The organism is Halomonas sabkhae (genome assembly GCF_030409265.1).
Classification (GTDB): Bacteria; Pseudomonadota; Gammaproteobacteria; order Pseudomonadales; family Halomonadaceae; genus Halomonas; species Halomonas halmophila.
Genome location: NZ_JAUFPM010000015.1, coordinates 231,748 through 253,792, shown reverse-complemented (window position 1 = coordinate 253,792; position 22,045 = coordinate 231,748). Strand labels below are relative to the sequence as shown.

Below are 22,045 nucleotides of genomic sequence, written 5' to 3'. Positions count from 1 at the left end.
GTTTTTTATTCCTTATCGTGTTTTCAAGCCTCACAGGAGGATCGTCATGTTGCGCTCTCTCGCTCTCTTCAGAAAAGTGGCCCTGCCGGTACTCTCGGCGGGACTGCTGACCGCAGCCGGCATGGCCCAGGCTCAGCAGGATGACACCCTGCGGGTCGGCATGTCCGGTGGTTATTTCCCCTTCACCTTCGTCGAGCAGGACACCCTCAAGGGGTTCGAGGTCGATGTCATGGAGGCGGTGGCCGATGAGATGGGCACCGAGGTGGTATTCGAGACGGCCAATTTTTCCGGTCTGTTCGGCATGCTCGAGTCAGGACGCATCGATACCATCGCCAACCAGATCACCATCACGGAAGAACGTCAGGCCAAGTACGTCTTTACCGAGCCCTATGTCTATGACGGCGCTCAGGTCGTGGTAAAGGAAGGCAACACATCGATCTCGGGTGTCGAAGACCTGCCAGGCAAGAGCGTTGCGGTGAACCTGGGCTCGAATTTCGAGGCATTGCTGCGTGAGCTGCCCTACGCCGACGAGATCGATATCCGCACCTATGAAAGCAACATCGAACAGGATACGGCGCTGGGTCGTGTCGATGCCTTCGTCATGGATCGCGTTAGTGCCAGCCAGGTCATCAAGGACAAGCCGCTGCCTCTGCAACTGGCAGGCGAAACCTTCTCCGAGATTCATAACGCGCTGCCGTTTCGCGATACCGAGCAGGGCCGTCAGCTGCGTGACGAAGTGGGCCAGGCCCTCCAGGCCCTGCGTGACAACGGCACTCTGGCCGAGATCTCCGAACGCTGGTTCGGCAACGACATCACGCAGCCTTGATCGAGTGATGCTGGCGACATGAGTGTGCTCGATTTCGACTACATGCTGGGGCTGGTGCCCATTCTGCTCAGCTACCTGCCGCTGACGCTGGAAATGGCGGCCGCCGGCATGGTGCTGGCATTGGCCCTGGCGTGCGGCCTGGCGGTGATTCGCGTGCTGAAGATTCCGGGGCTGAATGCGGCGACCATGCTGTTCATCTCCTTCTTCCGCGGCACGCCGCTGCTGGTCCAGCTCTTCCTGTTCTATTACGGGCTGCCCCAGCTGCTGGATTTCCTGACCCAGATCAATGGTATCACCGCGACCATCATGGGGCTGACGCTGCATTTCTCGGCGTATATGGCGGAGTCGATCCGTGCCGCCATCGTCGGTGTCGACCGCAGTCAGACCGAAGCGGCGTTGTCGATCGGCATGACCAATGGTCAGCTGATGCGGCGCATCGTCCTGCCTCAGGCCACCCGGGTGGCGGTACCGACCCTGATGAATTACTTCATCGACATGATCAAGGCCACCTCCTTGGCCTTCACCCTGGGCGTGACCGAGCTGATGGGGGCCACCCAGAAAGAGGCCGCCGGTAGCTTCCTGTACTTCGAGGCCTTCGTCACCGTGGCGGTCATCTACTGGATCGTCGTGGAGCTGCTGGCCTGGGGGCAGCGCCGCCTGGAGGCCCGACTCAACAAGGCGTATAGCCGATGATTCAAATCGCCAACCTGACCAAGCGTTTCGGCGGCACGGCGGTGCTCGACGGCATTGATCTGGAGATCGAGCAGGGGGAAATCATCGTCGTGATCGGCCCGTCCGGCACGGGCAAGTCCACCCTGCTGCGCTGCCTGAATTTCCTCGAGCGCCCCGACGCCGGCCAGCTGACACTGGGTGACCTGCAGGTCGATGTGACCCGGGCCAGCCGCCGGGACATCCTGGCGGCGCGCCGACGCACGGCCTTCGTGTTCCAGAACTATGCGTTGTTCGCCAACAAGACGGCGCTGGAAAACATTGCCGAAGGGCTGGTCATCGTCAACCGCTGGCCCAAGGACAAGGCCCATGCCCGTGCTCGCGAGATCCTCGAGCGTATCGGTCTGGCCGACAAGGCCGATGCCTATCCGGCCTCGCTGTCCGGTGGCCAGCAGCAACGCGTGGGCATCGGCCGTGCCATGGCGGCTCAGGCCGAGGTGATTCTGTTCGATGAGCCGACGTCCTCGCTCGATCCCGAATGGGTGGAAGAGGTCCTCGGATTGATGAAGCAACTGGCCGCGGAGCGCCAGACCATGCTCGTGGTGACCCATGAAATGGGCTTCGCCCAGGACGTGGCCGATCGTGTCGTCTTCATGGAAGGCGGACGTATCGTCGAGCAGGGGCCGCCGGCGCAGCTCTTTCAGTCCCCGCAGGATCCGCGCACGCGCGACTTCCTGCGCAAGGTGCTGGCCGCTCAGCCAGCCCCGCAGGCGTTGTAAATCCGATTTGGTCCGTCCGGCCAGACGCGCGAAAATGGTCACACAGATCGACCGGAGCCAGATGCCATGACCGTACATGAAGAACTTGCGCAAGCCTTGCGCGAACTCGAATCCGCCATGCGAGCGGCCGATATGTGGCGCATGGAGGCGCCCGAGCCGGCGGCCTACAACAGCGTCGAGCCATTCTGCATCGATACCATGAGCCTGCCGCAGTGGCTGCGCTTCGTCTTCATCGCGCGACTCGAGACGCTGGTGGAGCAGCAGGGGGCCATGCCGTCGAAGAGTGACGTCGCCCCGGCGGTGGAAGCCTACCTGACCCAGGAGGGCGCGCGGACCAGTGATCGCATCCTGGTCGGCAAGGCGATTGAACGCGTGGATAGCCTGGTAACCGAGAATTGAGCGCCCCGGCCTATTATTTCGCCTATGGCAGCAACATGAACCCGGCGCGCGTCGCGGCGCGTATCGGCGAGACACGCGCCGCCCTCGCAGGTGTCCTGAGGGATTACCGGTTGTGTTTCGACAAGGCGTCCAGAGTGCCGGGTATCAGCCATGCCAATGTGGTGGCAAGCCAGGGAGCCTGGGTCGAAGGCGTGCTGATCGGCCTGACGCATCCCGAGCAGATCCAGGCCATGGACCCCTTCGAGGGCTATCCGCAGGAGTATCAGCGCCATCGTCTGCCGATTCACAGTGACGAGGGTGTCATCGACGCCTGGGTCTATATCGCCAGGCCCGGTACCACCGGGGCAGGGCTGCAACCGGCACGCGAATACCTGGCTCATCTACTGCATGGGCGGGCCTTTCTGTCCAGCGAATACCATGCCTGGCTGGCGGATTTCCCGTCAGTGACGGGGCTCGACGAGGCAACGCTGATTCAGCTGGGAGTGTCGCGCCACGATTCGGGCTGAGGTCGTTGTGTCCGGCCTTCGCCGTAACGCAAAAAAACGCCGCCGGAGCGAATCCGGCGGCGTTTTGCTGAGCGGGCCGCGAGCGGCCCGCTCATGGCTCACGGGTTTCTGGCTTAGAAACGCAGGGTCAGGTTGCCGCCGACGGTCAGCGGGTCGAGCTCCAGGCTGCCGGCGCCCTGGCCATTGACGCTGACATCACTTTCCACATCGGCATACTGGGCGTAAGAGCCGATCATGAGGTTGTCGGTGAGTGCAAAGTCGACACCCAGCTGGCCGGTGAAGCTGGTCGAGTGATCCAGGTCCACGTTGGCCACGGATTCATTGGAAAAGTAGGTGTGGTTCACGCCAATGCCGGCATAGGGCTGTACGCGCGAGTCGGTGCCACCCAGCGGGAAATAGTTGGCCATCAGGTTGATCGGTGTACGTTCGAAGCTGCCCCCGGTCATGTCGTGCTCGACCGCCTCGGAGCCAGTGAGTTCGACGCCCAGATGATCGGTGAACAGGTAGCCCGCACCATAGGTGATGCCTTGCTCGTCCTGGACATTGATGTCCTGACCGGCGATCTGGCCATTATCATCGCTGACGTCGGACTTGGCATAACCACCGCGCACATAGATATCGCCTGACTGATAGGCAACTGCCGACTGGGCGGCAACAAGGCTGGCGGCAACGATCGCGGTTGCGGAAATCACTCGAGTCGCGTTCATGCGGAATTCTCCCTTGGTTGAGATTGAAATACAGCATGTCGTTGCTGTGTTTCGATGTAGCCCATTATAAAACAGTGTTCTCTAACGTCTTGTAGAAAATGCCTATAGGCTTGATGGTTGTGGTTGACTGAGCTTAATGGCAGCCGCGAAATTGACGCCAGGGAGCGACACTTTTGCATCATCTTGCCCGATCGTGCACTCAGGGGTCGCTCATTTGCCGGAAATGGTCTTCACTGAACAGCAAGACTCGGGAGGCAAACAGATGGCAGTCTGGGTACGCTATTCACATGGAGGTGGGGCGCTCTTGTCACTCCTGTCAGCGGCATTGCTGGCTGTATGGTGGCTATGGCGCCCGGAGGTGATGGAGATTCTGCCCCTTAGCCTGCGTCTGCCCGTCGTGGCGCTGGGAGTGTGGGCGCTGGGGGCGGCGTTCATTCGTCCCGTGGCGCAGGATATGGAGCTGTATCGCCTGCTGGTATTGATCAATACGGCCTGGACGCATGCCGCTCTGTGGGGCTTCGCGAGTATCACGCTGGGACTTGCCGTGTATCGCGGGATCGGGTGAACACCCACTGAGCCGCCATGCAAAAGGGCTCCCGCAGGAGCCCTCTGGTGATACCGGATGGTGAAGAATATCCTCAGCGATCGATGGCCTTGTACTCGCCGGCGTCGCTGGTCACGCTGCTGACCAGGATGATGGCGACGAAGGCGGCGATGAAGCCGGGGATGATCTCGTAGACGCCGGGGCCACCCAGGAAGGATGCATTCCAGCCCAGCGTGATCCAGATCATGACGGTAGCGGCACCCACGATCATGCCGGCAATGGCACCCGCGCCATTGGTGCGCGGCCACATCAGCGACAGGATGATCAGCGGGCCGAAGGCGGCACCGAAGCCGGCCCAGGCGTTGCTGACCAGTGCCAGGACCTGAGAATCGGGGTCGGAAGCGATGATGGTGGCCACCAGGCCTACCAGGACGACGCTCACCCGGCCGACCATGACGCATTCCTTCTCCGAGGCTTCCTTGCGCAGGAAGAGGCGATAGAAGTCCTCGGTGAGCGAGGAGGAGGACACCAGCAGCTGACTGGAGATCGTGCTCATCACCGCCGCCAGCAGTGCGGCAAAGAGGAAGCCGGTGACCAGCGGATGGAACAGCAGGTCGGCCAGAATGATGAAGATGGTTTCCGGGTCTTCCACATTCATGCCGTTGCGGACGGCGTAGGCGCGACCGAAGATGCCCAGCGAGACGGCGCCGATCAGCGAGATGAGCATCCAGCCCATGCCGATGTTGCGTGCCGTGGGTACATCCTTGAGGTTACGGATGGCCATGAAACGCACGATGATGTGCGGCTGACCGAAGTAGCCCAGCCCCCAGGTCACCGCCGACAGCCAGCCGATGAAGGTCAGCCCGTCCGTCCAGGTCAGCAGGGTGGGGTCGACGTCATTGAGCGTCTGCGAGGCCTGCGAGAAGCCGCCACCGCCTTCGCCGAACAGCACCACGGCCGGCATGATGATCAATGCCAGCATCATGATGCAGCCCTGCACGAAGTCGGTCATGCTGACCGCGAGGAAGCCACCCACCACGGTGTAGACCAGCACCACCCCCAGGGTGATGATGATGCCCGCGGCGTAGTCGCTCAGGCCGCCGAAGTTGAAGATGCCGGCGAAGGCACTCTCGAACAGCTTGCCGCCCGCGACCAGGCCGGAGGCCGTGTAGACGGCGAAGAAGATGACGATGACCACGGCCGACACGGTGCGCAGCGAGGTCGCGCGGGTCGGGAAGCGGTTGGCCAGGAAGGACGGGATGGTGATGGCGTTGCCATAATGCACCGTCTGCTCGCGCAGGCGCGGGGCAACCAGCGTCCAGTTGAAGAAGGCGCCCACCAGCAGGCCGATACCGATCCAGGCGGAGCCCAGGCCGGAGGCGAAGAGTGCCCCCGGCAGGCCCAACAGCAGCCAGCCACTCATGTCCGACGCCCCGGCCGACAGGGCCGCGACCTTGGGACTGAGCGAGCGGCCGCCCAGCATGTAATCCTCGGATGAGGAGGTGGATGTGCGCATGGCATAAATGCCGATGGCAACCATGAGCACAAAGTAACCGATTAGACTAATCCAGACACCAATAGCCATGATGAAGCGTCTCCAGTTTATTGACCCCGAGCCAGCTCGGGCAGGTTATTGTTACGCACGCAGGCCTCGTGACCACTGGCGAGCATCGCGATAGGGGGAAGGTGGAGCCTGTGTCCGGCAGGGCTTGTGTTGACGACCATGTGGATTCCTTGCGTCTTGAACTTGTCATTAGAGAAGGCAAAGGTGACTGTCGCAGCTACCATTGCCTTCTTTAATGGCACGAAAAGAGTGTCTGTAGAAGCACAGCAGTCCAGTAGAGCATATTTCCACTGGACTGTTGAAAGCAAAACTCCCTCTATTTACGCATAGCTGCCTTCGGTGGTACCGCCGCTTTCCGGGTCTATGCGATGTTCACCATCCGCATCCCACTTGGCTTTTTCGGCATCGGTCGCCTTGGGTGAGAACCATCCCACGTTGGCATAAAAGATACCGATGAAAGGCGCCGTCCAGCAGGCAAAAGCCAGCGGAATATACAGCAGGTTTTCGAAATTGCCGTCGCCGATGTTCAAGGACAGAGCCGTGATGACGAAGGCACCCCCTGCATTCCAGGGCACCAGCGGAGAAACCAGGGTCCCGCCTTCTTCAATACCCCGCGACAGGTTAAGGGTCGAATAGCCCATGCCACGATAGACCGGCGCATACATGCGTCCCGGCAGGGCGACTGACAGGTAGGGGTCACCGGCCACGGTATTGGTGGCGACCGAGGTCAGCACGGCAGACGTCTGGATGCTGGCGAACGTCTTGAAGCGCGAGATGATCTTGCTGATGACCGCTTCCAGGCAGCCGGTGCGTTCGAGTGCGCCGCCAAAGCCCAGCGCCAGCAGGACCAGCGAGATGGTCCACATCATCGACTGGATACCACCGCTGTTGAGCAGTGAATCAATTTCACTGACGCCAGTGTCGATGGAGTAGCCCGAGTTGCCATAGGTGAAGACGTCATGCAAGCCGACGCCCTGAAAGAGCATGGCCATGACGCCCCCGGCAACCGCCCCCGCGAACAAGGACGGAATGGGTGGTTGCTTTGTGACTGCCAGACCGATGACCAGCACGGCAGGTAAAAGCAGCCAGGGAGAAATCCAGAACGTCTCGTTGAGCGCCGTGGTAATGGCGTTGATGCTCTCGAAGGAGGTCTGGGTAGAGTCGATGACCGTGAAGCCTGCCACCAGGTAGATGACCAGGGCGATCAGCATGGCGGGAATGGTGGTCGGCATCATGTTCTTGATGTGGTCGAACACATTGGTGCCGGTTACCGCCGGTGCCAGGTTGGTGGTATCGGAGAGCGGCGAAATCTTGTCACCGAAGAAGGCCCCGGAGACCACCGCACCGGCCGTCCAGTAGGGCGGGATGCCGAAGCCCGCGCCAATGCCCATCAAGGCCAGGCCGATGGTGCCGACGGTGCCCCAGGATGTGCCCAGTGACACGGAGACAACCGAGCACAGGATCATGGCGGCGGCCAGAAAGATTTCCGGCGAGAGTATGATCAATCCATAATAGATCAGTGTGGGGACCGTGCCGCTGGCGATCCAGACGCCCACGATGATACCGACGATGATCAGTACGGATACTGAAGGGAGCGACACATTGATGACGTGGAAAATACCCTTCTCGATATTCGGCCAGCCATGGCCAAGATAGATCCCCAGGATGCTGGTCAGGGCAATACCGATGGATAGCGGAATATGGGGGGTGAAGTCTCCGAAGTAGAAGAGCTGGACCGCGAGCACGGCCAGGGTTCCGAGAATGGGGATGAGTGCCAGGCCGAAGCCTGGCGCGCGGATCGAGTCGCTTTGCGTAGTGTCTTCCATGAAGGCCTCCAGTTGTGCTGATTATTACAAGACCGTTGTGACGATGTACCCCCGGTTCCCCCGGAGACGAGAGCCCGGGAAACGCCGTGGCGCTTCCCCGGGTTGAGCGGGCTCGGCAAGCTGCTTGTTGTTGGGGTGAGCATGCCGAGCCCGGTAGCGGGCATTCAGGCGCTGACGTCAGTCGTCGCCCATGGCCAGCAGTGAGGCATTGCCGCCGAGTGCGGCGGTATTGATGGTCACCGACTTCTCGGTGGCGAAGCGCAACAGATAGTGCGGGCCGCCCGCCTTGGGGCCGGTACCCGAGTAACCCTGGCCGCCGAAGGGTTGCACGCCGACCACGGCGCCGATGATGTCGCGATTGACATAGACATTGCCGACGCGGATGCGACGCGCGATGTCCTCGGCGAAGGATTCGTTGCGGCTGTGCACACCGAAGGTAAGGCCATAGCCACGCGCGTTGATCGAATCGATGACCTGGTCGATCTCCTGCGACCGGTAGCGAACGATGTGCAGGATCGGCCCGAACTGCTCGCGTTCCAGGGCATCGATGCCATCGATCTGAAACGCCGTCGGTGCGATGAAGGTGCCCTCGGCGGTGCGGCTGTCCTCCAGCGTGGTCTGGGCGATCAGGCGGCCTTCGCCCTTGAGCTTGTCGATGTGCGCCTGCAGTGCCTCGCGGGCATCATCATCGATGACGGGTCCGACATCGGTGCCCAGGTCCCGCGGATCCCCCACACGCAGTTCGTCCATCGCGCCCTTGAGAATCTCGATGACGCGATCGGCCACGTCGTCCTGCAGATAGAGCACGCGCAGTGCCGAGCAGCGCTGCCCGGCGCTCTGAAAGGCCGAGTGAATGACATCATTGACGACCTGCTCGGGCAGGGCGGTGGAGTCGACGATCATGGCGTTCATGCCGCCGGTCTCTGCCACCAGGGTGGGTAGGGGGGCGTTGTCGCGCGCGGCCAGCGAGCGGTTGATCAGCTGGGCGGTATCGGTGCCGCCGGTAAAGACCACGCCGGTGATGCGCGCGTCGCCGGTCAGCACGCTGCCCACGGTGGGGCCATCGCCGGGCAGCAGCTGGACGACGTCGCGCGGCATGCCGGCCTTGTGCAGCAGTTCGACCACGCGGTGGGCAATGATCGAGGTCTGCTCCGCCGGCTTGGCCAGGACGGTGTTGCCGGCCACGGCGGTGGCGACCATCTGGCCACAGAAAATGGCCACCGGGAAGTTCCACGGACTGATGGCCGCGAACACGCCCTTGCCACCCATGACCATCTGGTTGGATTCGCCGGTCGGGCCCGGAAGCGGGATGGGCCCGCCGAACAACTCCTCGGCCTTGGTGGCGTAGTAGCGGCAGAAATCCACCGCCTCGCGGATCTCGTCGACACCATCGGTGAGCAGCTTGCCGCCTTCCCGGCAGCACAGCGTCATCAGCTCGGCCATGTGTTCTTCGAGCAGGTCGGCAAAGCGACGCAGGATATCGGCCCGCTCGTTGACCGGGGTGGCCTCCCAGCGCGGGAAGGCCTGCCAGGCCGCATCGACGGCGCGCTCGGCCTGTTCCTGGCTGGTCCACAGCACGCGCCCCAGCGTCTGACGCCGGTCATGGGGGCAACTGACCTCGTGTACCAGGTCGTTGTCGGTGGCGACATCGAAGGCCAGCAGCGGACGCGCATCGTAGGTCCGCTCCATGAACGCCTGCATGCTTTGCAGCAGCGGGTCATGGTGGCTGCGGATATTGAGATTGACGCCGCGCGAGTTGAGGCGGTTTTCGCCGTAGATGTCCCGCGGCAGCGGAATCTGCGGATTGACCAGGCTGTCGAACTGGCGCAGCGTCTCCACCGGATGCACGCACAGCGACTCCACCGGCACCTGCGGGTCGACCAGCTGGTGCACGAAGGAGGAGTTGGCGCCATTCTCCAGCAGGCGGCGGACCAGGTAGGGCAGCAGGTCCTTGTGGGCGCCGACCGGGGCGTAGATGCGGCAGTAGGTACCCTTGGGCGCACGCTTGAGCGCCGAGCTGTAGAGGGCTTCGCCCATGCCGTGCAGGCGCTGGAACTCGAAGTTCCGATCCGCCGCGTTGGCCACCTCCAGGATGGTGCTGATGGTGTGGGCGTTATGGGTCGCGAACTGCGGGAAGATCCGGTCGCGCGTCGACTCGGCCAGCAGGAAGCGTGCGCACACCAGGTAGGCCACGTCGGTGGCGGCCTTGCGGGTATAGACGGGATAGCCCTCGACACCCAGCTGCTGGGATTCCTTGATTTCGGTATCCCAGTAAGCGCCCTTGACCAGGCGCACCGGAATCACGTCGCCCTGGTTTTCGGCCAGGCGGTTGATGTAGTGCAGCACCGGCAGGGCACGCTTGGCGTAGGCCTGGATCACCAGCCCGAAGTGCCCCCAGCCGCGGCAGACATCGTGTTCGTAGATGGCGCGGAAGACCTCCAGCGACAGCTCGAGACGATCGACTTCCTCGGCATCGATGGTCACCGCGACATTGCGCTCGCGGGCCATGGTCACCAACTCGAGCGTGCTGGCGACCAGCTCCTCGAGCACCTGTTCGCGGCGCCCGAATTCATAGCGGGGATGCAGGGCCGAGAGCTTGATGGATACCGAGGGCGCCGGGGTCGAGGCACCCAGCTGGGCGCTGGTCTTGCCGACCTGCTCGATGGCGCGCGCATAATCCTTGAAGTAGCGCTGGGCATCATCGCGGGTTCGGGCCGCTTCGCCGAGCATGTCGTAGGAGTAGGTATCGCCGTTGTCGAACTGGGGCCGGGAGCGCTTGAGGGCCTCGTCGATGTCGCGCCCGAGCACGAACTGCTTGCCCATGATCTTCATCGCTTCGACCATGGCACGCCGGATCACCGGCTCGCCCATGCGGTTGACCATCTTGTTGATGAAGCCGGAGGGTCGACCATCCTGCGGCTTGTCCATGGTCACCACGCGGCCGGTCATCAGCAGCCCCCAGGTGGAAGCATTGACCATCCAGGATTCACTGCGTCCCAGATACGATTTCCAGTCGGCCGGGCCCAGCTTGTCCTCGATCAGGGCATCGGCGGTGGCCTTGTCGGGAATGCGCAGCATGGCTTCCGCCAGGCACATCAGCATCAGGCCTTCATGGGTGTCCAGGCTGTATTGCTGCAGAAGCTCGTCGATGGTGTCCACCGCCGTATCGGTCTCGCGGATCTCGCGAACCAGCTCCGCCGTCTTGTCGGCAATGCGTGCAAAGTCGCGCTCGTCGGTTTCGAGCGCCGTGATCAGCTCTTCGACAAAGCTCGCCTCATCGACCACGTAATGGTCGCTGACAGTGGCAAACAGTGTGTCGAGTTCCTGGCGCCAGGTGGCGTCATCCAGCATCTTGTTGGCATTCAGCATGAATCTTCCCCGGTCAAAGCCCGTCTTCACAGCGTGTTGTCTGTCCAGCCAGCATCAGGACGCCAGCGGACCAAGGGCATCCTGATGAGGGTAGGGGGCATTGGAATGGTCTGCTTGTCGAATTCACGGATGGATTTAACGATTCCGACGTAGTTGGTCACTCACTCATGGAAGCTTAGACCTTCGTCTAGCCTGTTGGGCATGCGGGTTGGGAGCCCGCCGAACCTCCTCAGGACGTGGCGCGAGTGGTCAGTGCCTGATCCGGTCGGCTGCGCACCCTGCTCGGCGGATGCCCGAAGGTGCGCCGGAAGGCACGCGAAAAGGCGCTCTGGGTGGCAAAACCGGTCAAGGCGGCAATTTCCGAGAGGGGCAGTCGGCTCTCGTGCAGCAGCCGCTCCGATGTATCGAGCCGGCGGCGCAGCACGTACTGCCAGGGCGAAAGCCCGGTCTGCTCGCGAAAGCGTGCGTTGAAGTGGGCCTCGCTCAGGCAGGCCTCCGCGGCCAGGTCGGCAACGCGCAGGTTGGTGCCCAGGTGACGATCGATGAAGCGGTCCAGGGCGGCGAGGTCGAGATGGCGGCCGCGGGCCGCGGGTTCCTGGGTCAGGCGGGCATGCAGTGAACCGAGCAGAGTGGTGGCCAGACGCTCCTGTTGCAGGGCGCTCAAGCGGCCCTGCTGCGAAAGCTGGCCCAGTTCGCTCACCACGAATTCCAGGTAGCGTTCCAGCGGCGCATCGAGATCGAAGAAGCGTGGCGCATCGAACAGTCGCACCAGTTCGTGCTGGTGGCCGGTCAGCGAGAGGGCGTTGTCGGGCAGGTCGAGGATCAGCTGATGGTTGTCCCCGGTGCCGGCGTAGTAGTGCACATGGTTGGCTGGCACGATGCAGCCGGACAGGGCCGAGATGGAGCCGCCCAGGCCTTCGATCTCGAATTCTGCCTGACCCCGCAGGCCAATGACGATCTGGTGAAAGTCATGGGCATGATGGTGAACGGCAGTATCGAGAGGGATCTGACGGATCGCGCTGGTCATGGCGAACCTCCGGCGAGACGATTCCGAGGCATGCTTCGGGCATGGTAACGGATTCAGCCGGGATTAACATGTTCAGCCTTCGCCACGCTTGAGCCGCGTTCGGGCGGCCAGGTGCTGGCGCAGGGCATGCAACTCGGCATGGCCTTCCTCGTCGAGGAGCGGCTTGCCGCGTGCCACCCGGCCATGCCAGCCATGTTCATCCATCAGCAGGCGAGCCCGGCGACGCACGTTCTCCATGTACTCGTCGTGGCGGATGGGGTAATCGATGAGGGCGTTCCACTCGGTCTCGCCGACCCGGTTGTCCAGCGCCTTGTCGAAGAGATCCAGCAGGTGCTCCGGCTCGGTGCGGTAACGCGGAGTACGCGTCGTCAGCAGGACCAGGGCGACACCGCCGAAGATCAGCATGCAGACGGCGAAGACGGTAAGAAACAATGCCATGGGGCGCTCGAGGGCCGGCAGGCGGCGCGACGAAATGAGAGATGGAGCGGGTGAAGGGAATCGAACCCTCGTCGTAAGCTTGGGAAGCTTCTGCTCTACCATTGAGCTACACCCGCGAGGCCGATTCGATAGTAATTCCGCGACGTTATCTCTTGCAAGGTGTCTCACGATTTTCGCGATTTTTCCCAGATAACTTGTTGTTTTGCCGTTTTTGCATGGGGTGCTGTGAGACAACTTCCACGGCCTATTTGACGGGGCGAATCGCTCGCTTCTTCCGCCGGTAGTGCTGGCGCGTGATGCTGGGATCGGAGTGGTCGAGAAGCTCCTGGGCACGGCGCTCGTCTTCGGCATCGCTGCCGACTTTGGCGCGCAGGTCGTGCCGGGTGAACGCTTCCTCGAGGTCGGTTTCCTTGATCGCCGTCCGCATGGTCTGCCGCCACTTATCGTCGAATGGCTGGCTCTTCCCGCTGGCGCTGATCTGGCAGCGGCCGAATCGGTTGGGCAGCAGGTAGAGGGATGGCGCCGGCTTGCATTCCTGTGCTTGCTCGATGGCCGCTCGAAGTGCCTTGGTCATCTCGAACACGACTGGCCGGCTGTTCTTGCTGACATGCACCGTGAGCGTCTCATCGGTGATGTGGGCTTCCATGATGCTCAGGCAGTCGCCCTTGCGGATCCCGGTGAGCATCACGATGGCAGCGAATGCCCGCTGTTGAGGTGTGGCCACGCTCTGCCAGGCGGCCAGCTCCCAGTCCTCGACGTAGCGATTGCGCTCTTTCTGGAGCCCGTCACGCTTGCCGAAGTACTTCACTGTCCCTTTCAGCGGGTTTCGCTCGATGACGCCCCAGCGCACGGCGGAGTTGAGCACCTGGTTGAGCACCTTCAGGTCGGTATTGGCGACCGACATGCCCTTGGCCTTGGCCAGCGCGTCGAGGTACTGATACGCGAATTTGGGCGTGATGGACGCTACCGGGTTGTGCCCCATGCCGGAACGCAGGCGGCGCAGCGCTACGTTGTACCCGTTCTGCGTGCTGGTGCCGCGCTTGGGCAGAATCTCCGTTTGGTAGCGATCGATGATGCTGCTCATCTTGTCGCTCAGCTGGATGTCCTGGATGTTGGCATAGGCGCGTAGGGCCTCGCCGTAGCTCTTGCCCAAGCGGTACCAGGCCTTTCCCTCGAACTGGTCGCGCTCTTCCGGCCGTGGCCGGTAGTAGTAGGCGCCGTGCTTGTACGCCCAGCGCTTCGGCATGTCTTTCATGAGTCCAGAAACCTCATGTCGAGTGTCGCATCGTCGTTATCCCGGCCGTCATTGGCCGCATCGCCGCCGAGCGATTTCACGGCAGCATCGCGCAAAACGACCGGCCAGCCCTGGGCGTTGACCCGATAGGGGATTCCCAAGGCATTCAGGTGCTGTCGCTGCAAGGCACGCTGAGCGCTACCCGTCAGCTCGCGCACTTCCTCTCGTGTCAGTATCAGTGCCCCCATCTCTCAATCCCCCGTGTGTCGCTTGCCACCGTGGCCACGGCCGTCGCCTGCTCGCCAATCCTGCTCTCGCTGCACCCAGTCCTCCGGGCCTGCCTGCTGGCGCCGCTTGTTTCTTTCATGCAACGCTTCCCGTACCTCCGGATAGGCCAGCACCTGGTCCCGCTGATCTATTCCCTTCTGCTGGCGCTGGATGATGCCCTGGGCGACTTGGGCCAGCTGCCACATGTCCTGAGGCGTCTCGCCGTCCTTCCGAACCTTTCCGAGCCCGTAACAACCTCCGCATGGCTGGCGCTTGTTGCCCTTAATGCTGTCCCGACCGGTGCCCAGGCACACCGTGCAGTCGTCGGCGGCGATTGGGCGCCAGTGCTGGCGCCAGTCGTCCAGCGTGGTGGCGCTCGTCACGTCCTTGTCGAGGTCTCGGTAGGCCACGAGCTTCTGACCTTCCAGGGCGCCACCGCCGTCGAACTGGTTGAGCTCGGCATAACGACCACCGTGTTGGGTGTGGGTGTGTGTTGCCCTGGTCACTCGACTGTCTCCTCGGCAGGGTGGCGATTATCGTCAGGCCAGTTGGCGTTATCGCATCCCGTGGCCTCAACGTATTCGTGCTCTGTGATACCCAGGGCTACGAGAACGTGTTGCAAAGAAGGCCAGGAGTCGCTTTCTTCGTCGTACCAATCCTCGACGACATAATCCCAATCTGGATCATCGCGGTCCGTGGCTCTTTCGATAATTCGAATAGCGTCTATCCGGGATAGTTGTGCGTCTTTGTTCCAGTCAGTCATGGTTCGCCTCCCCGGCTGTGTCGGTCTGCTGGCTGTAGCTGGACTGCAATCTCGCCATCTCGTCTCTGCAGTGCTGGGCGCCAAACGCCTTGTTGCTGTAGGGAATGCCGTTCCCTCCGACATACTCCTCGCCATCAGGCGCGACCTCTTTGTGCATCCAAGCCAGGTCGTTCTGCCCCTTCTCGATATGGATACACGCGGCACCAGCTTCGGCGAATGCCTCCGCCTTCATCCGAGCATCGCGGCGGGCGAGGGAGGTGGTGGGCGATTGATTTAGGACGTAGCCAATCGCAAGCAGCCTACCGCCATCAGTGCCATCAGCGCCCGGCATGAATGCCTCTCGTATTTGTTCCACATGCGCCGCCAGGGCGTCGCGCTCCTCGCGCATATCACTGAGCTGGCGCGACAGATTCTCGATAGCCTCCCGGGCTCGTCGGTCTTTCGCTGATTCAGCCATCACATATCCCTCCACATGAATGCCGGGGCCTCAGGTAGCAGCCAGAGGTGCCGCATGTTCGCGACGTTCACGATGTTGTCGTCGTCCGGATAGATCTCGACGGCGGGCCGGTCGGCGTAGCCGCACTGCCGCTTGATCTCCATCAGTTCATCCCAAGTCATACCGTCGGCCCAGCCGTCTTCTTCGAGCATCACGTCGTTGATGGATAGGCGGATAATGCCGTCGTGCTCGTCGAACACCTGGACCAGGTATTCACAGCTGATCCAGACGTTGAGCCGATGTTCCTGCCAGGCATCGCTTGGCCACATGTACCTGGGCGCTTCGGTCAGAAGCGTCGGCTTTTTTCTGGCCTGCTTCTTGGCCAGCCGACGATGGGTGCGGTTGGTCATGCTGCCTCGCTCCCTGCTGGCGCCGGCATGAACCGACGTTCGTGGGTGAAATTGGCCTCGACGATCGCGCGGGCCAGCGGCGGGCAGACGCTGTTGCCGATCAGCTGCACCTGGCGGTACTTGGGCACGGCGCGGCCGCCAGCCTTGGCGAACTTGTAGCTGTCAGGGAAACCCTGGGCGGCGGCGAGCTCATGGGGCTGGAGCATGCGCATGCCGATGTCGACGATGGCGTATTGCTCGCCCTCGATGGTGACCGTGACCAGCTGGAAGCGGTCCTTGGTGGTGACCGTGGGAGCCGGGTCACGCATGTCGCGGCCGGTCTCTCCCGAGCCACTCCCGTAGTAGGGCGCCAGAAAGGCGGCCACTGCCGCGGCGTGGGTGCCGCCGGCGCATACGGTAGGCACCGGCTCGCGGACATCCCGCCCGCCGCGCTCACTGCCTTTCAGGTTCACCAGGTTGGCGGCGACCAGGGCGTTATGATCGGTGGCGGTGACCGTTGGTACAGGCCGACGCAGGTCGTCGCCGACCACGCCGGTGAAGTGCTTGGCCAGGAAGGCCGAGACCAAGGCATGCTTCTGGCCGCCCGCGACCACGGTGCCGAGCGGGCGATGCATGTCGAGGGCGCGCGGCGCCTGCCCTGCGCGCTCTCCGTAGCCGGTCTGGATCAGCGTCGGCGAGACGACGGTGAATCCCGGCGAGACCGTCACGGTCTGCAGCGGATCATGCAGCGATTGCCCTCGGAAGGCGTCATACCAGCTGGCGGTATGGTTCACCTTCACAATGAACGGGTCACCAGACTCGACCACATAGCGCATCACCCCCTTGGCGATCCGGCGCAGTGTGGCGTCGGCCAGTGGGCGCTCCCGGTCGAAGATGCTCGGGCAGGGGATGGACCAGTCAATGCACTCGGCAGCGGTCGCCCAGGGCTTCATCTTCCCCCGGCGCACGGATGGCGCCGCCGGGTCGGCATGCGTCGGCTTGGGCCACACAATCGGCAGGCCGTCACGGCGAGCCACCAGGAACAGCCGGCGGCGGATGGTCGGGGCGCCGTAGTCACAAGCACGCAGGACCTTCCAATCGACCTGGTAGCCGTGGCGCTGCAGCGCGCGCACGAAACCTCGGAACGTCTGCCCCTTGCGCGCAGGGTCCGGCACGATGCGGCCCTTGTCGTCCTTCATCAGCGGGCCCCAGTCCAAGAACTCCTCCACGTTCTCCAGGGCAATCACCCTCGGCTTCACCTTGGCAGCCCAGCGCGCGGCCACCCAGGCCAGACCGCGCACGCTCTTGCTGACCGGGCGCCCGCCCTTGGCCTTGCTGTGGTGGCGGCAGTCGGGCGAGAACCAGGCCAGCCCTACCGGCCGACCGGCGGCGGCCTGCTCGGGGTCGATGTCCCATACGTCGGCCACGCTGTGGTCAGCGTCCGGGTGGTTGGCAGTGTGCACGGCGATGGCCGTGGGGTCGTGGTTGATGGCGAGGTCCACCGGTCGGCCCAGGGCCTGCTCGATGCCCTCGCTGGCGCCGCCACCGCCGGCGAAATTGTCGACGACCAGCTCGTGGCCAAATAGGTTCAGGTTGGTCACGCCGCCGCCCTCCATGCTTGCGATTGCTGGCGCAGGCCCCGGGCGAACTCGCCGAGGCGGTGGGTGGACAGGATGCCGACGCGCGAGCGCAGGAAGATGCACCGGGCTGCTGCTCGCTCGGCATCGATGTCGATGGGTGTGCCCTTGGGGGCGATCAGAGTCATGGAACGCACGCCCAGGGACTCATAGCGGTGCCAGATGACGTGGGCGGCCACGCTGGTCTGGCGAGCCAGGTCATAGACGGTGATCATTTTCCCGGTGCGTGGATCGAGGATCGGATCGGCAGTCATGACGGCACCTCCTGCCCCTGCTGCGCCTCGCCACCCAGCCACTCAACCAGCCGGTCGATGCTGGCGCCCAGGGCCTGGGCCATCAGCAGGAAATCGGTCTCGAGGCGCACGGTGGCGTCGTCGCCATCGTCTGCCTGGCCGGCCTCATCAATCACGGCGTCATCAAACCGGATGCCCTTGATGGCCAGGTCGTCGTGGAGCACGAACTGGATCATGCCCTCGATACCCAGGGCGAGCTTGCTGGCCTGCCGGTCACCCTCGAGCAGCCGTTGCATCTCATCACTGTCCAGGTCGACTTGGCGGCCACGGACTACGCCGTCATCGCCCTTGGCCTTGAGATCGACCGTGTCGCCGATCTGCATGTCGGCGGGGCGAGTGTCCGTGTCGCTGAGCCAGGCTGTCATCGCCCGCATGGGTAGGGTGTTGGTGGTCAGCGGCGTCACCTTGAGCGACCCCAACGTCTCGCGCAGCAGGTCGAGCACTTCCTCGGCACGCTTCCGGCTGCTTGTGGCCACGCCAATCAGGTTGCGCGTCGTATCCCACCAAAGGTCGATGCGCTGGGTACGCACGAAGGCCCGGGGCAGCAGCTCCTCGTAGACCTGTTCCTTGAGGGCCAGCTTTTCCTGGCGGCGCAGCTTGCGGCCTTCGGCCGACTCCTGCGCGCTGGCGCGTTCCTCGACCTCCTCATTCACCACTGCTGGCGGCAAGATCCGCTCCTGGCGGATGGCGGTCAGCAGGCGGTGGCCCTGGAGTTCGTGCATATAGCGGGTGTCAGCACGGCCGGCGGGAGTTGCCCAGCCCATCCGCCGGGCCTCACTGCCCCCGAGAGGGCGATAGGCCTGCTCCTCCAGCGTCGCAACCGTTGTTGCCAGGTCTATCTCGTTGGCGTTGTGCAAGCGGTACAGGTGTAGGTTCTTGATCCACATATCAGGCACCCTCCTGCGCAACCGGCGCCATCATGCTGGCGGCCATCTGAGAGTTGGGTTTAACCGCGAGCATCACGATCTCGCCGTCCTCGTTATCGAAGCGATCAAGCTCGGTAAAACCCACCGGCACCTCAAACGCAATCGCTGCCATGAAAGCGTTGGGGTCGGCTCCGAAGCGCTCAGCATCTTCGGGCTCTTCGTCCTGGTCTGGTATATCCAGTGTCTCGATGTGGACATGGAACCCGAGCGGCTCCAGGATTCTCTTCACAGGTCGCTCTTCAAGTAGCGGATGATCCAAAAGTTGGTCGATCAGTCGCATGGCGCTATCTCCTCAAACGATCCGGCCGAGGGCCGCGTAGATGAGTCGGTCGACGAGCTCCAGGGCCCGGGCGTCGTTGCCATTCCGGCGTTCCTCGTAAACCGTTTCGAGCAGCTGCTCGGAGTTGCGGCCGGTCATGGCATCAAAGTTGTCCGGGAGCGGGAGTGGTGTCGTATCACCCTCGCGTGAGCGGGACTCGAGTTCTTCCCGCAGTTCCTTCGTGCTGATGTCGCCGATGACATCGCCTGTATCCACTTCCACTGAAACGAATGGCATCTCGACCTCCTCAATAGCTGGCGAGCTGGCGCGAACTGTTAAGAGTTCCTGAAGAGTTGGGGCACTGCTCGGCGGCGATGCCGTCATAGTCCGGGTGCCCGGTGCGGTGCTCGGGAGCGATGCCTTGCCGGGCCTCGGCATGCCAGGTGGCCACGCTGGCGCAGTACTGCCTGTGGGCTTCTGCAGCGACCTCGCGCTCTGTCTGCTGCACCGCGCCCAACACGAATAGCGCCAGGAAGGCGGCGGGCAGGGCGAAGGGCCAAGCGGCCAGGCCTCTGAGTTCGCGTTCTCGGCTCATTGCGGGACCTCCGTATTCAGCTCGCGCAGTTGCTGGCGCACGTATTCGGTTTCGGACAGGCAGTTATCCAGCTGAGTAACGCTCCACTCGGGAATAGGCAGTTCCACCTCTAGGGTTTTGCGCCCCCGTCCTGGGCTGCTGACGGCCACGCGCAGGCTGTGGTGGAACCCCTCGACGCTGCCAATGCTGTCGGGCATGTACCTCACTGCGACGACGTGCTCGCCCTGCAGGTTGATGTCCTGGGCCATGTCGGTGATTTCGTGGACCCTGTTGCGGATCAGCTGGCGCTGGGTCTTCTCGTGCAGACTCATGAGGCCTCCCGGTGCAACTGGATGTTGCCGTTGTTGTGCAGCTGCTCGAGCATCCAGCCGAGCCAGTCGATGGCATCAGCGGATGTGCGGTGCGGCTGGCATGCATATATCTCGACGACCAGGTCTTTGCTCGGCACCCGGAAGGCCGGCCGATACCCGGCACGGGGAGTGCCAGCAACGGCTTCTCGCGCCAGCAACTCGACAGCCGGGTCGGAGAGACCATCAGGCTGGGCGTGGACCCGCCAGGCACGAGCCATGTGGCGGACGGGGATCTCGATGGTCTTCATGCCAGCACGCTCCCCAGGTCCCGACGACCTACTCGGCTGCTGCATGTGATGGGTTGGCGCGTGCGTGTCGGCGGTCGATGCCGCATGCTGATGCCGTGCAGGTCGGCCAGCATCAGCGCCAGCGCGAGCGGGGCGATCCAGCCGCGGCGCATGGCCTTGGCGACGGCATCGGCAGCTCGTTGCGCCTTCAGCCATGCATAGATGGTTTCGGAAGCGCTTTTGACCGTGGCTGGCGAAACGCCTCGCAGCTTGGCGATCTCTTTCTGGGTCAAGCCGGCTGCAATGCCTGCCATGACATGCGCTTGCTTGATGGTCGGCAGGTCGTCGGCGCGTCGGCCTACGCGGCAGCGGTAGCCGAAGGCCTCGATGGTCTGGGTGTATGGGCGATCTTGGTTCATGGAACATGATCCATCGGTTGTGATTTGACGGGATCAATATGAACCAAAGGTTGTTTTTAAGTCAATAACCATTGGTTGGTTTTTTTGAGGCACCCACAAAAAACCCGCCTCTGGGGCGGGTTTAAAGACCTAGGGTGGGGCCGGTCAGCAGTGCTGAGCTCAGCATCGTCGTAGCGAACTTCTTGTTGCGGTTGGGTCCGCTCGCTATATACAGAAGATCTATGTTTGGCTCAGGCCGCCCAGCCGGCGACTTCGCGGCCGAGCGACTCTACTGAGCACTCCACGCCGACATGAACGCCGGCATCACGCAGTTGCCATACGTTCTCGTCGATCATTTCGTCGAAGTGACGAAGCACCTTGCGGCCGAGTCCGCTGTCCTCTCCTGGACGGAGAACAAATAGGCCGATTTTCTCTTTTTCAAGGTGCCGTTTGGTAGTGTTTATGGTCATGGCAGACTGCAGTAGTCGGAGTTGGGCGGTTTGTTCTGTACTGCAGTAGGCGGAGATGATGCTGCCAGCCAACTTACCGGGCTGATGAAGCGGGAGGTCGACCGTGTGCTCTTGCGTGGCGCCACCGTCGACGGCGCGAATTTTGAAAGCGGGGTCTCTCGGGAAGATTCGGCTTGCGAGCTCTTGGTGATTCTTCGTCATCCATTGCTGCAGAGACTGACGAGCGGCCCGGTTGGTGTAGCCGCGAAAATAGGTGCGTTTGGCGTCCTTCTCCTGAAGAGGCGGTACTAGCGAGACAGTCTGCTCGTAGAAGGTTTCGAGAATCTCTTCAACGCAGGTTCCAGCAGCGTAGCTGGGTGTGCTGAAGCTTAGCTGAGGGCTGACGGCACCCGGCATATCGGGTTCATATAGCTCGCGGTCGAACAGGTCGCCGGCGAGCCCCACCAGCATCTGTATGCCTTCCAGGTCCACTCGGTCGTCATAAAGACAACGAAGCCTTGATAGGTTGTTGCTGACGCGAGTATGCAGACGGCCGGTCTGGTCGACAAAGCCGACGCCGACATTGAGCTTTTCGCCAGCGAATAGGTTAGGTTGCAACTGAATATTGAACCAGCGACCGCGAGTGATCTGCGGTGAGGCGACGGGCTCGTCTTGCTGCAGCTGGTCAATTAATCGATTGGCAATGCTCATATCACAAGCCCTATCCGATGCGCGTAGCGGCCAGGATAGCCGCGCTGGCGGATGAAGTCCTCCACCGCCTCGGCTTCCTTCTGCTCAATGGCCTTGAGCATCCATGGCCTGAGGGTATCAAGGGCGCCATCCAGACACTCTATCATCGCGTCATGCTCCTTCAATGTAGCATGGTTGATCTGCCATGAACTGGAGACTTTGCGTGCGATTCTGGACAGGGTGTTGGGGTAGTCCGCGGCGGGGTCGAGATTCTCCACACGCCAGCCATCGCCGGTCAAGCACTTGCCATGGTCGATCAATACATAGCGCCCCTTGGCTTTGCGCAGCAAGTTGCCGATGTTTCGGTCGACGTTGGCGAGCAGGCTATCCAGGGCGATAGCTTGATGAATTTCTGGGCTGCTGGCCAATTCCTCAAAGGCTTTTTTGAGTGCAGCCTGGTGATTTGCGGAGGGTTTGT

At 62.5% G+C, this 22,045-nt stretch carries 29 protein-coding genes and 1 tRNA gene; 6 read left to right on the top strand and 24 right to left on the bottom strand.

The annotated features are described in order from the left end of the window. Positions 1 to 46: 46 nt before the first annotated feature. The 5 genes from QWY79_RS10510 to QWY79_RS10490 all read left to right on the top strand — a co-directional run bounded on the left by QWY79_RS10510 (position 47) and on the right by QWY79_RS10490 (position 3,179). Positions 47 to 826: an amino acid ABC transporter substrate-binding protein gene (locus QWY79_RS10510; RefSeq protein ID WP_290272497.1), complete on the top strand. Its 780-nt coding sequence runs from the start codon at positions 47 to 49 to the stop codon at positions 824 to 826. Positions 827 to 844: 18 nt separating this feature from the next. After that, the gene (locus QWY79_RS10505; RefSeq protein WP_290272495.1) at positions 845 to 1,519 is read left to right on the top strand and encodes an amino acid ABC transporter permease; all 675 of its coding nucleotides are present in this window, start codon (positions 845 to 847) and stop codon (positions 1,517 to 1,519) included. Next, complete coding sequence (locus QWY79_RS10500) at positions 1,516 to 2,274, top strand: amino acid ABC transporter ATP-binding protein (RefSeq protein ID WP_290272493.1); 759 nt, start codon at positions 1,516 to 1,518, stop codon at positions 2,272 to 2,274. Before QWY79_RS10505 ends, QWY79_RS10500 begins: the two co-directional genes overlap by 4 nt. Positions 2,275 to 2,340: 66 nt before the next feature. Further along, positions 2,341 to 2,673, top strand: a complete 333-nt coding sequence (locus tag QWY79_RS10495; protein WP_290272491.1) for a YqcC family protein — start codon at positions 2,341 to 2,343, stop codon at positions 2,671 to 2,673. Next, on the top strand, positions 2,670 to 3,179 hold the full coding sequence (locus QWY79_RS10490; protein WP_290272489.1) for a gamma-glutamylcyclotransferase family protein: 510 nt from the start codon (positions 2,670 to 2,672) through the stop codon (positions 3,177 to 3,179). The genes QWY79_RS10495 and QWY79_RS10490 overlap by 4 nt, the downstream gene beginning before the upstream one ends. A gap of 113 nt (positions 3,180 to 3,292) precedes the next feature. Here QWY79_RS10490 and QWY79_RS10485 read toward each other — a convergent pair whose 3' ends face one another. After that, complete coding sequence (locus QWY79_RS10485) at positions 3,293 to 3,886, bottom strand: OmpW/AlkL family protein (protein WP_290272487.1); 594 nt, start codon at positions 3,884 to 3,886, stop codon at positions 3,293 to 3,295. Positions 3,887 to 4,190: 304 nt separating this feature from the next. Here QWY79_RS10485 and QWY79_RS10480 point away from each other — a divergent pair, with 304 nt between their 5' ends. Next, positions 4,191 to 4,451 carry a hypothetical protein gene (locus QWY79_RS10480; RefSeq protein ID WP_290272485.1) on the top strand — a complete coding sequence of 87 codons (261 nt, stop codon included), beginning with the start codon at positions 4,191 to 4,193 and terminating at the stop codon, positions 4,449 to 4,451. 73 nt (positions 4,452 to 4,524) lie between these two features. Here the strand turns inward: QWY79_RS10480 and putP are convergent, their stop codons facing one another. From putP to QWY79_RS10365, 23 genes are all read right to left on the bottom strand, one after another. Next, the gene (gene putP / locus QWY79_RS10475; protein WP_290272483.1) at positions 4,525 to 6,015 is read right to left on the bottom strand and encodes a sodium/proline symporter PutP; all 1,491 of its coding nucleotides are present in this window, start codon (positions 6,013 to 6,015) and stop codon (positions 4,525 to 4,527) included. Between the two features lie 299 nt (positions 6,016 to 6,314). Continuing rightward, positions 6,315 to 7,820, bottom strand: a complete 1,506-nt coding sequence (gene nhaC, locus QWY79_RS10470) for a Na+/H+ antiporter NhaC (RefSeq protein ID WP_290272481.1) — start codon at positions 7,818 to 7,820, stop codon at positions 6,315 to 6,317. A 177-nt stretch (positions 7,821 to 7,997) separates the two neighbouring features. Further along, positions 7,998 to 11,189 carry a bifunctional proline dehydrogenase/L-glutamate gamma-semialdehyde dehydrogenase PutA gene (gene putA, locus QWY79_RS10465; protein ID WP_290272479.1) on the bottom strand — a complete coding sequence of 1,064 codons (3,192 nt, stop codon included), beginning with the start codon at positions 11,187 to 11,189 and terminating at the stop codon, positions 7,998 to 8,000. A gap of 229 nt (positions 11,190 to 11,418) precedes the next feature. Beyond that, on the bottom strand, positions 11,419 to 12,216 hold the full coding sequence (locus QWY79_RS10460; protein ID WP_290272478.1) for an AraC family transcriptional regulator: 798 nt from the start codon (positions 12,214 to 12,216) through the stop codon (positions 11,419 to 11,421). Between the two features lie 72 nt (positions 12,217 to 12,288). Next, complete coding sequence (locus QWY79_RS10455; protein ID WP_141318456.1) at positions 12,289 to 12,654, bottom strand: hypothetical protein; 366 nt, start codon at positions 12,652 to 12,654, stop codon at positions 12,289 to 12,291. 42 nt (positions 12,655 to 12,696) lie between these two features. Further along, positions 12,697 to 12,770 (bottom strand) — tRNA-Gly (locus QWY79_RS10450). 128 nt (positions 12,771 to 12,898) lie between these two features. Then, the gene (locus QWY79_RS10445) at positions 12,899 to 13,909 is read right to left on the bottom strand and encodes a tyrosine-type recombinase/integrase (protein WP_290272474.1); all 1,011 of its coding nucleotides are present in this window, start codon (positions 13,907 to 13,909) and stop codon (positions 12,899 to 12,901) included. Next, a complete protein-coding gene (locus tag QWY79_RS10440; RefSeq protein WP_290272472.1) occupies positions 13,906 to 14,136 on the bottom strand; it encodes a DUF4224 domain-containing protein in 231 nt (76 codons plus the stop codon). The genes QWY79_RS10445 and QWY79_RS10440 overlap by 4 nt, the downstream gene beginning before the upstream one ends. Before the next feature lie 3 nt (positions 14,137 to 14,139). Then, the gene (locus QWY79_RS10435; RefSeq protein ID WP_290272470.1) at positions 14,140 to 14,661 is read right to left on the bottom strand and encodes a hypothetical protein; all 522 of its coding nucleotides are present in this window, start codon (positions 14,659 to 14,661) and stop codon (positions 14,140 to 14,142) included. Then, positions 14,658 to 14,918: a hypothetical protein gene (locus QWY79_RS10430; protein WP_290272469.1), complete on the bottom strand. Its 261-nt coding sequence runs from the start codon at positions 14,916 to 14,918 to the stop codon at positions 14,658 to 14,660. Before QWY79_RS10430 ends, QWY79_RS10435 begins: the two co-directional genes overlap by 4 nt. Beyond that, positions 14,911 to 15,375 carry a hypothetical protein gene (locus tag QWY79_RS10425; protein ID WP_290272467.1) on the bottom strand — a complete coding sequence of 155 codons (465 nt, stop codon included), beginning with the start codon at positions 15,373 to 15,375 and terminating at the stop codon, positions 14,911 to 14,913. Before QWY79_RS10425 ends, QWY79_RS10430 begins: the two co-directional genes overlap by 8 nt. After that, positions 15,375 to 15,764, bottom strand: coding sequence for a DUF7694 domain-containing protein (locus QWY79_RS10420; RefSeq protein WP_290272465.1), 390 nt, complete (start codon positions 15,762 to 15,764; stop codon positions 15,375 to 15,377). The genes QWY79_RS10425 and QWY79_RS10420 overlap by 1 nt, the downstream gene beginning before the upstream one ends. Then, positions 15,761 to 17,344 (bottom strand): DNA cytosine methyltransferase, encoded by a 1,584-nt coding sequence (locus tag QWY79_RS10415; protein WP_290272464.1) that lies wholly within the window; start codon positions 17,342 to 17,344, stop codon positions 15,761 to 15,763. The genes QWY79_RS10420 and QWY79_RS10415 overlap by 4 nt, the downstream gene beginning before the upstream one ends. After that, positions 17,341 to 17,634 carry a hypothetical protein gene (locus QWY79_RS10410; protein WP_290272462.1) on the bottom strand — a complete coding sequence of 98 codons (294 nt, stop codon included), beginning with the start codon at positions 17,632 to 17,634 and terminating at the stop codon, positions 17,341 to 17,343. The genes QWY79_RS10415 and QWY79_RS10410 overlap by 4 nt, the downstream gene beginning before the upstream one ends. After that, the gene (locus QWY79_RS10405) at positions 17,631 to 18,560 is read right to left on the bottom strand and encodes a recombination-associated protein RdgC (protein ID WP_290272461.1); all 930 of its coding nucleotides are present in this window, start codon (positions 18,558 to 18,560) and stop codon (positions 17,631 to 17,633) included. Before QWY79_RS10405 ends, QWY79_RS10410 begins: the two co-directional genes overlap by 4 nt. A 1-nt stretch (position 18,561) precedes the next feature. After that, positions 18,562 to 18,879: a hypothetical protein gene (locus QWY79_RS10400; RefSeq protein WP_290272459.1), complete on the bottom strand. Its 318-nt coding sequence runs from the start codon at positions 18,877 to 18,879 to the stop codon at positions 18,562 to 18,564. A 12-nt stretch (positions 18,880 to 18,891) separates the two neighbouring features. Further along, on the bottom strand, positions 18,892 to 19,155 hold the full coding sequence (locus tag QWY79_RS10395) for a hypothetical protein (protein ID WP_290272457.1): 264 nt from the start codon (positions 19,153 to 19,155) through the stop codon (positions 18,892 to 18,894). Between the two features lie 10 nt (positions 19,156 to 19,165). After that, the gene (locus QWY79_RS10390) at positions 19,166 to 19,453 is read right to left on the bottom strand and encodes a hypothetical protein (protein WP_290272455.1); all 288 of its coding nucleotides are present in this window, start codon (positions 19,451 to 19,453) and stop codon (positions 19,166 to 19,168) included. Continuing rightward, positions 19,450 to 19,764, bottom strand: coding sequence for a hypothetical protein (locus QWY79_RS10385; RefSeq protein ID WP_290272453.1), 315 nt, complete (start codon positions 19,762 to 19,764; stop codon positions 19,450 to 19,452). The genes QWY79_RS10390 and QWY79_RS10385 overlap by 4 nt, the downstream gene beginning before the upstream one ends. Then, the gene (locus QWY79_RS10380; RefSeq protein WP_290272451.1) at positions 19,761 to 20,051 is read right to left on the bottom strand and encodes a hypothetical protein; all 291 of its coding nucleotides are present in this window, start codon (positions 20,049 to 20,051) and stop codon (positions 19,761 to 19,763) included. The genes QWY79_RS10385 and QWY79_RS10380 overlap by 4 nt, the downstream gene beginning before the upstream one ends. Next, the gene (locus QWY79_RS10375) at positions 20,048 to 20,449 is read right to left on the bottom strand and encodes a LuxR C-terminal-related transcriptional regulator (RefSeq protein ID WP_290272449.1); all 402 of its coding nucleotides are present in this window, start codon (positions 20,447 to 20,449) and stop codon (positions 20,048 to 20,050) included. Before QWY79_RS10375 ends, QWY79_RS10380 begins: the two co-directional genes overlap by 4 nt. A 230-nt stretch (positions 20,450 to 20,679) precedes the next feature. Beyond that, positions 20,680 to 21,588: a hypothetical protein gene (locus QWY79_RS10370; RefSeq protein ID WP_290272447.1), complete on the bottom strand. Its 909-nt coding sequence runs from the start codon at positions 21,586 to 21,588 to the stop codon at positions 20,680 to 20,682. Then, positions 21,585 to 22,045, bottom strand: a 461-nt coding sequence (locus QWY79_RS10365; RefSeq protein WP_290272445.1) for a M24 family metallopeptidase, incomplete at its 5' end; no start/stop codon positions are given. The genes QWY79_RS10370 and QWY79_RS10365, both read right to left, overlap by 4 nt.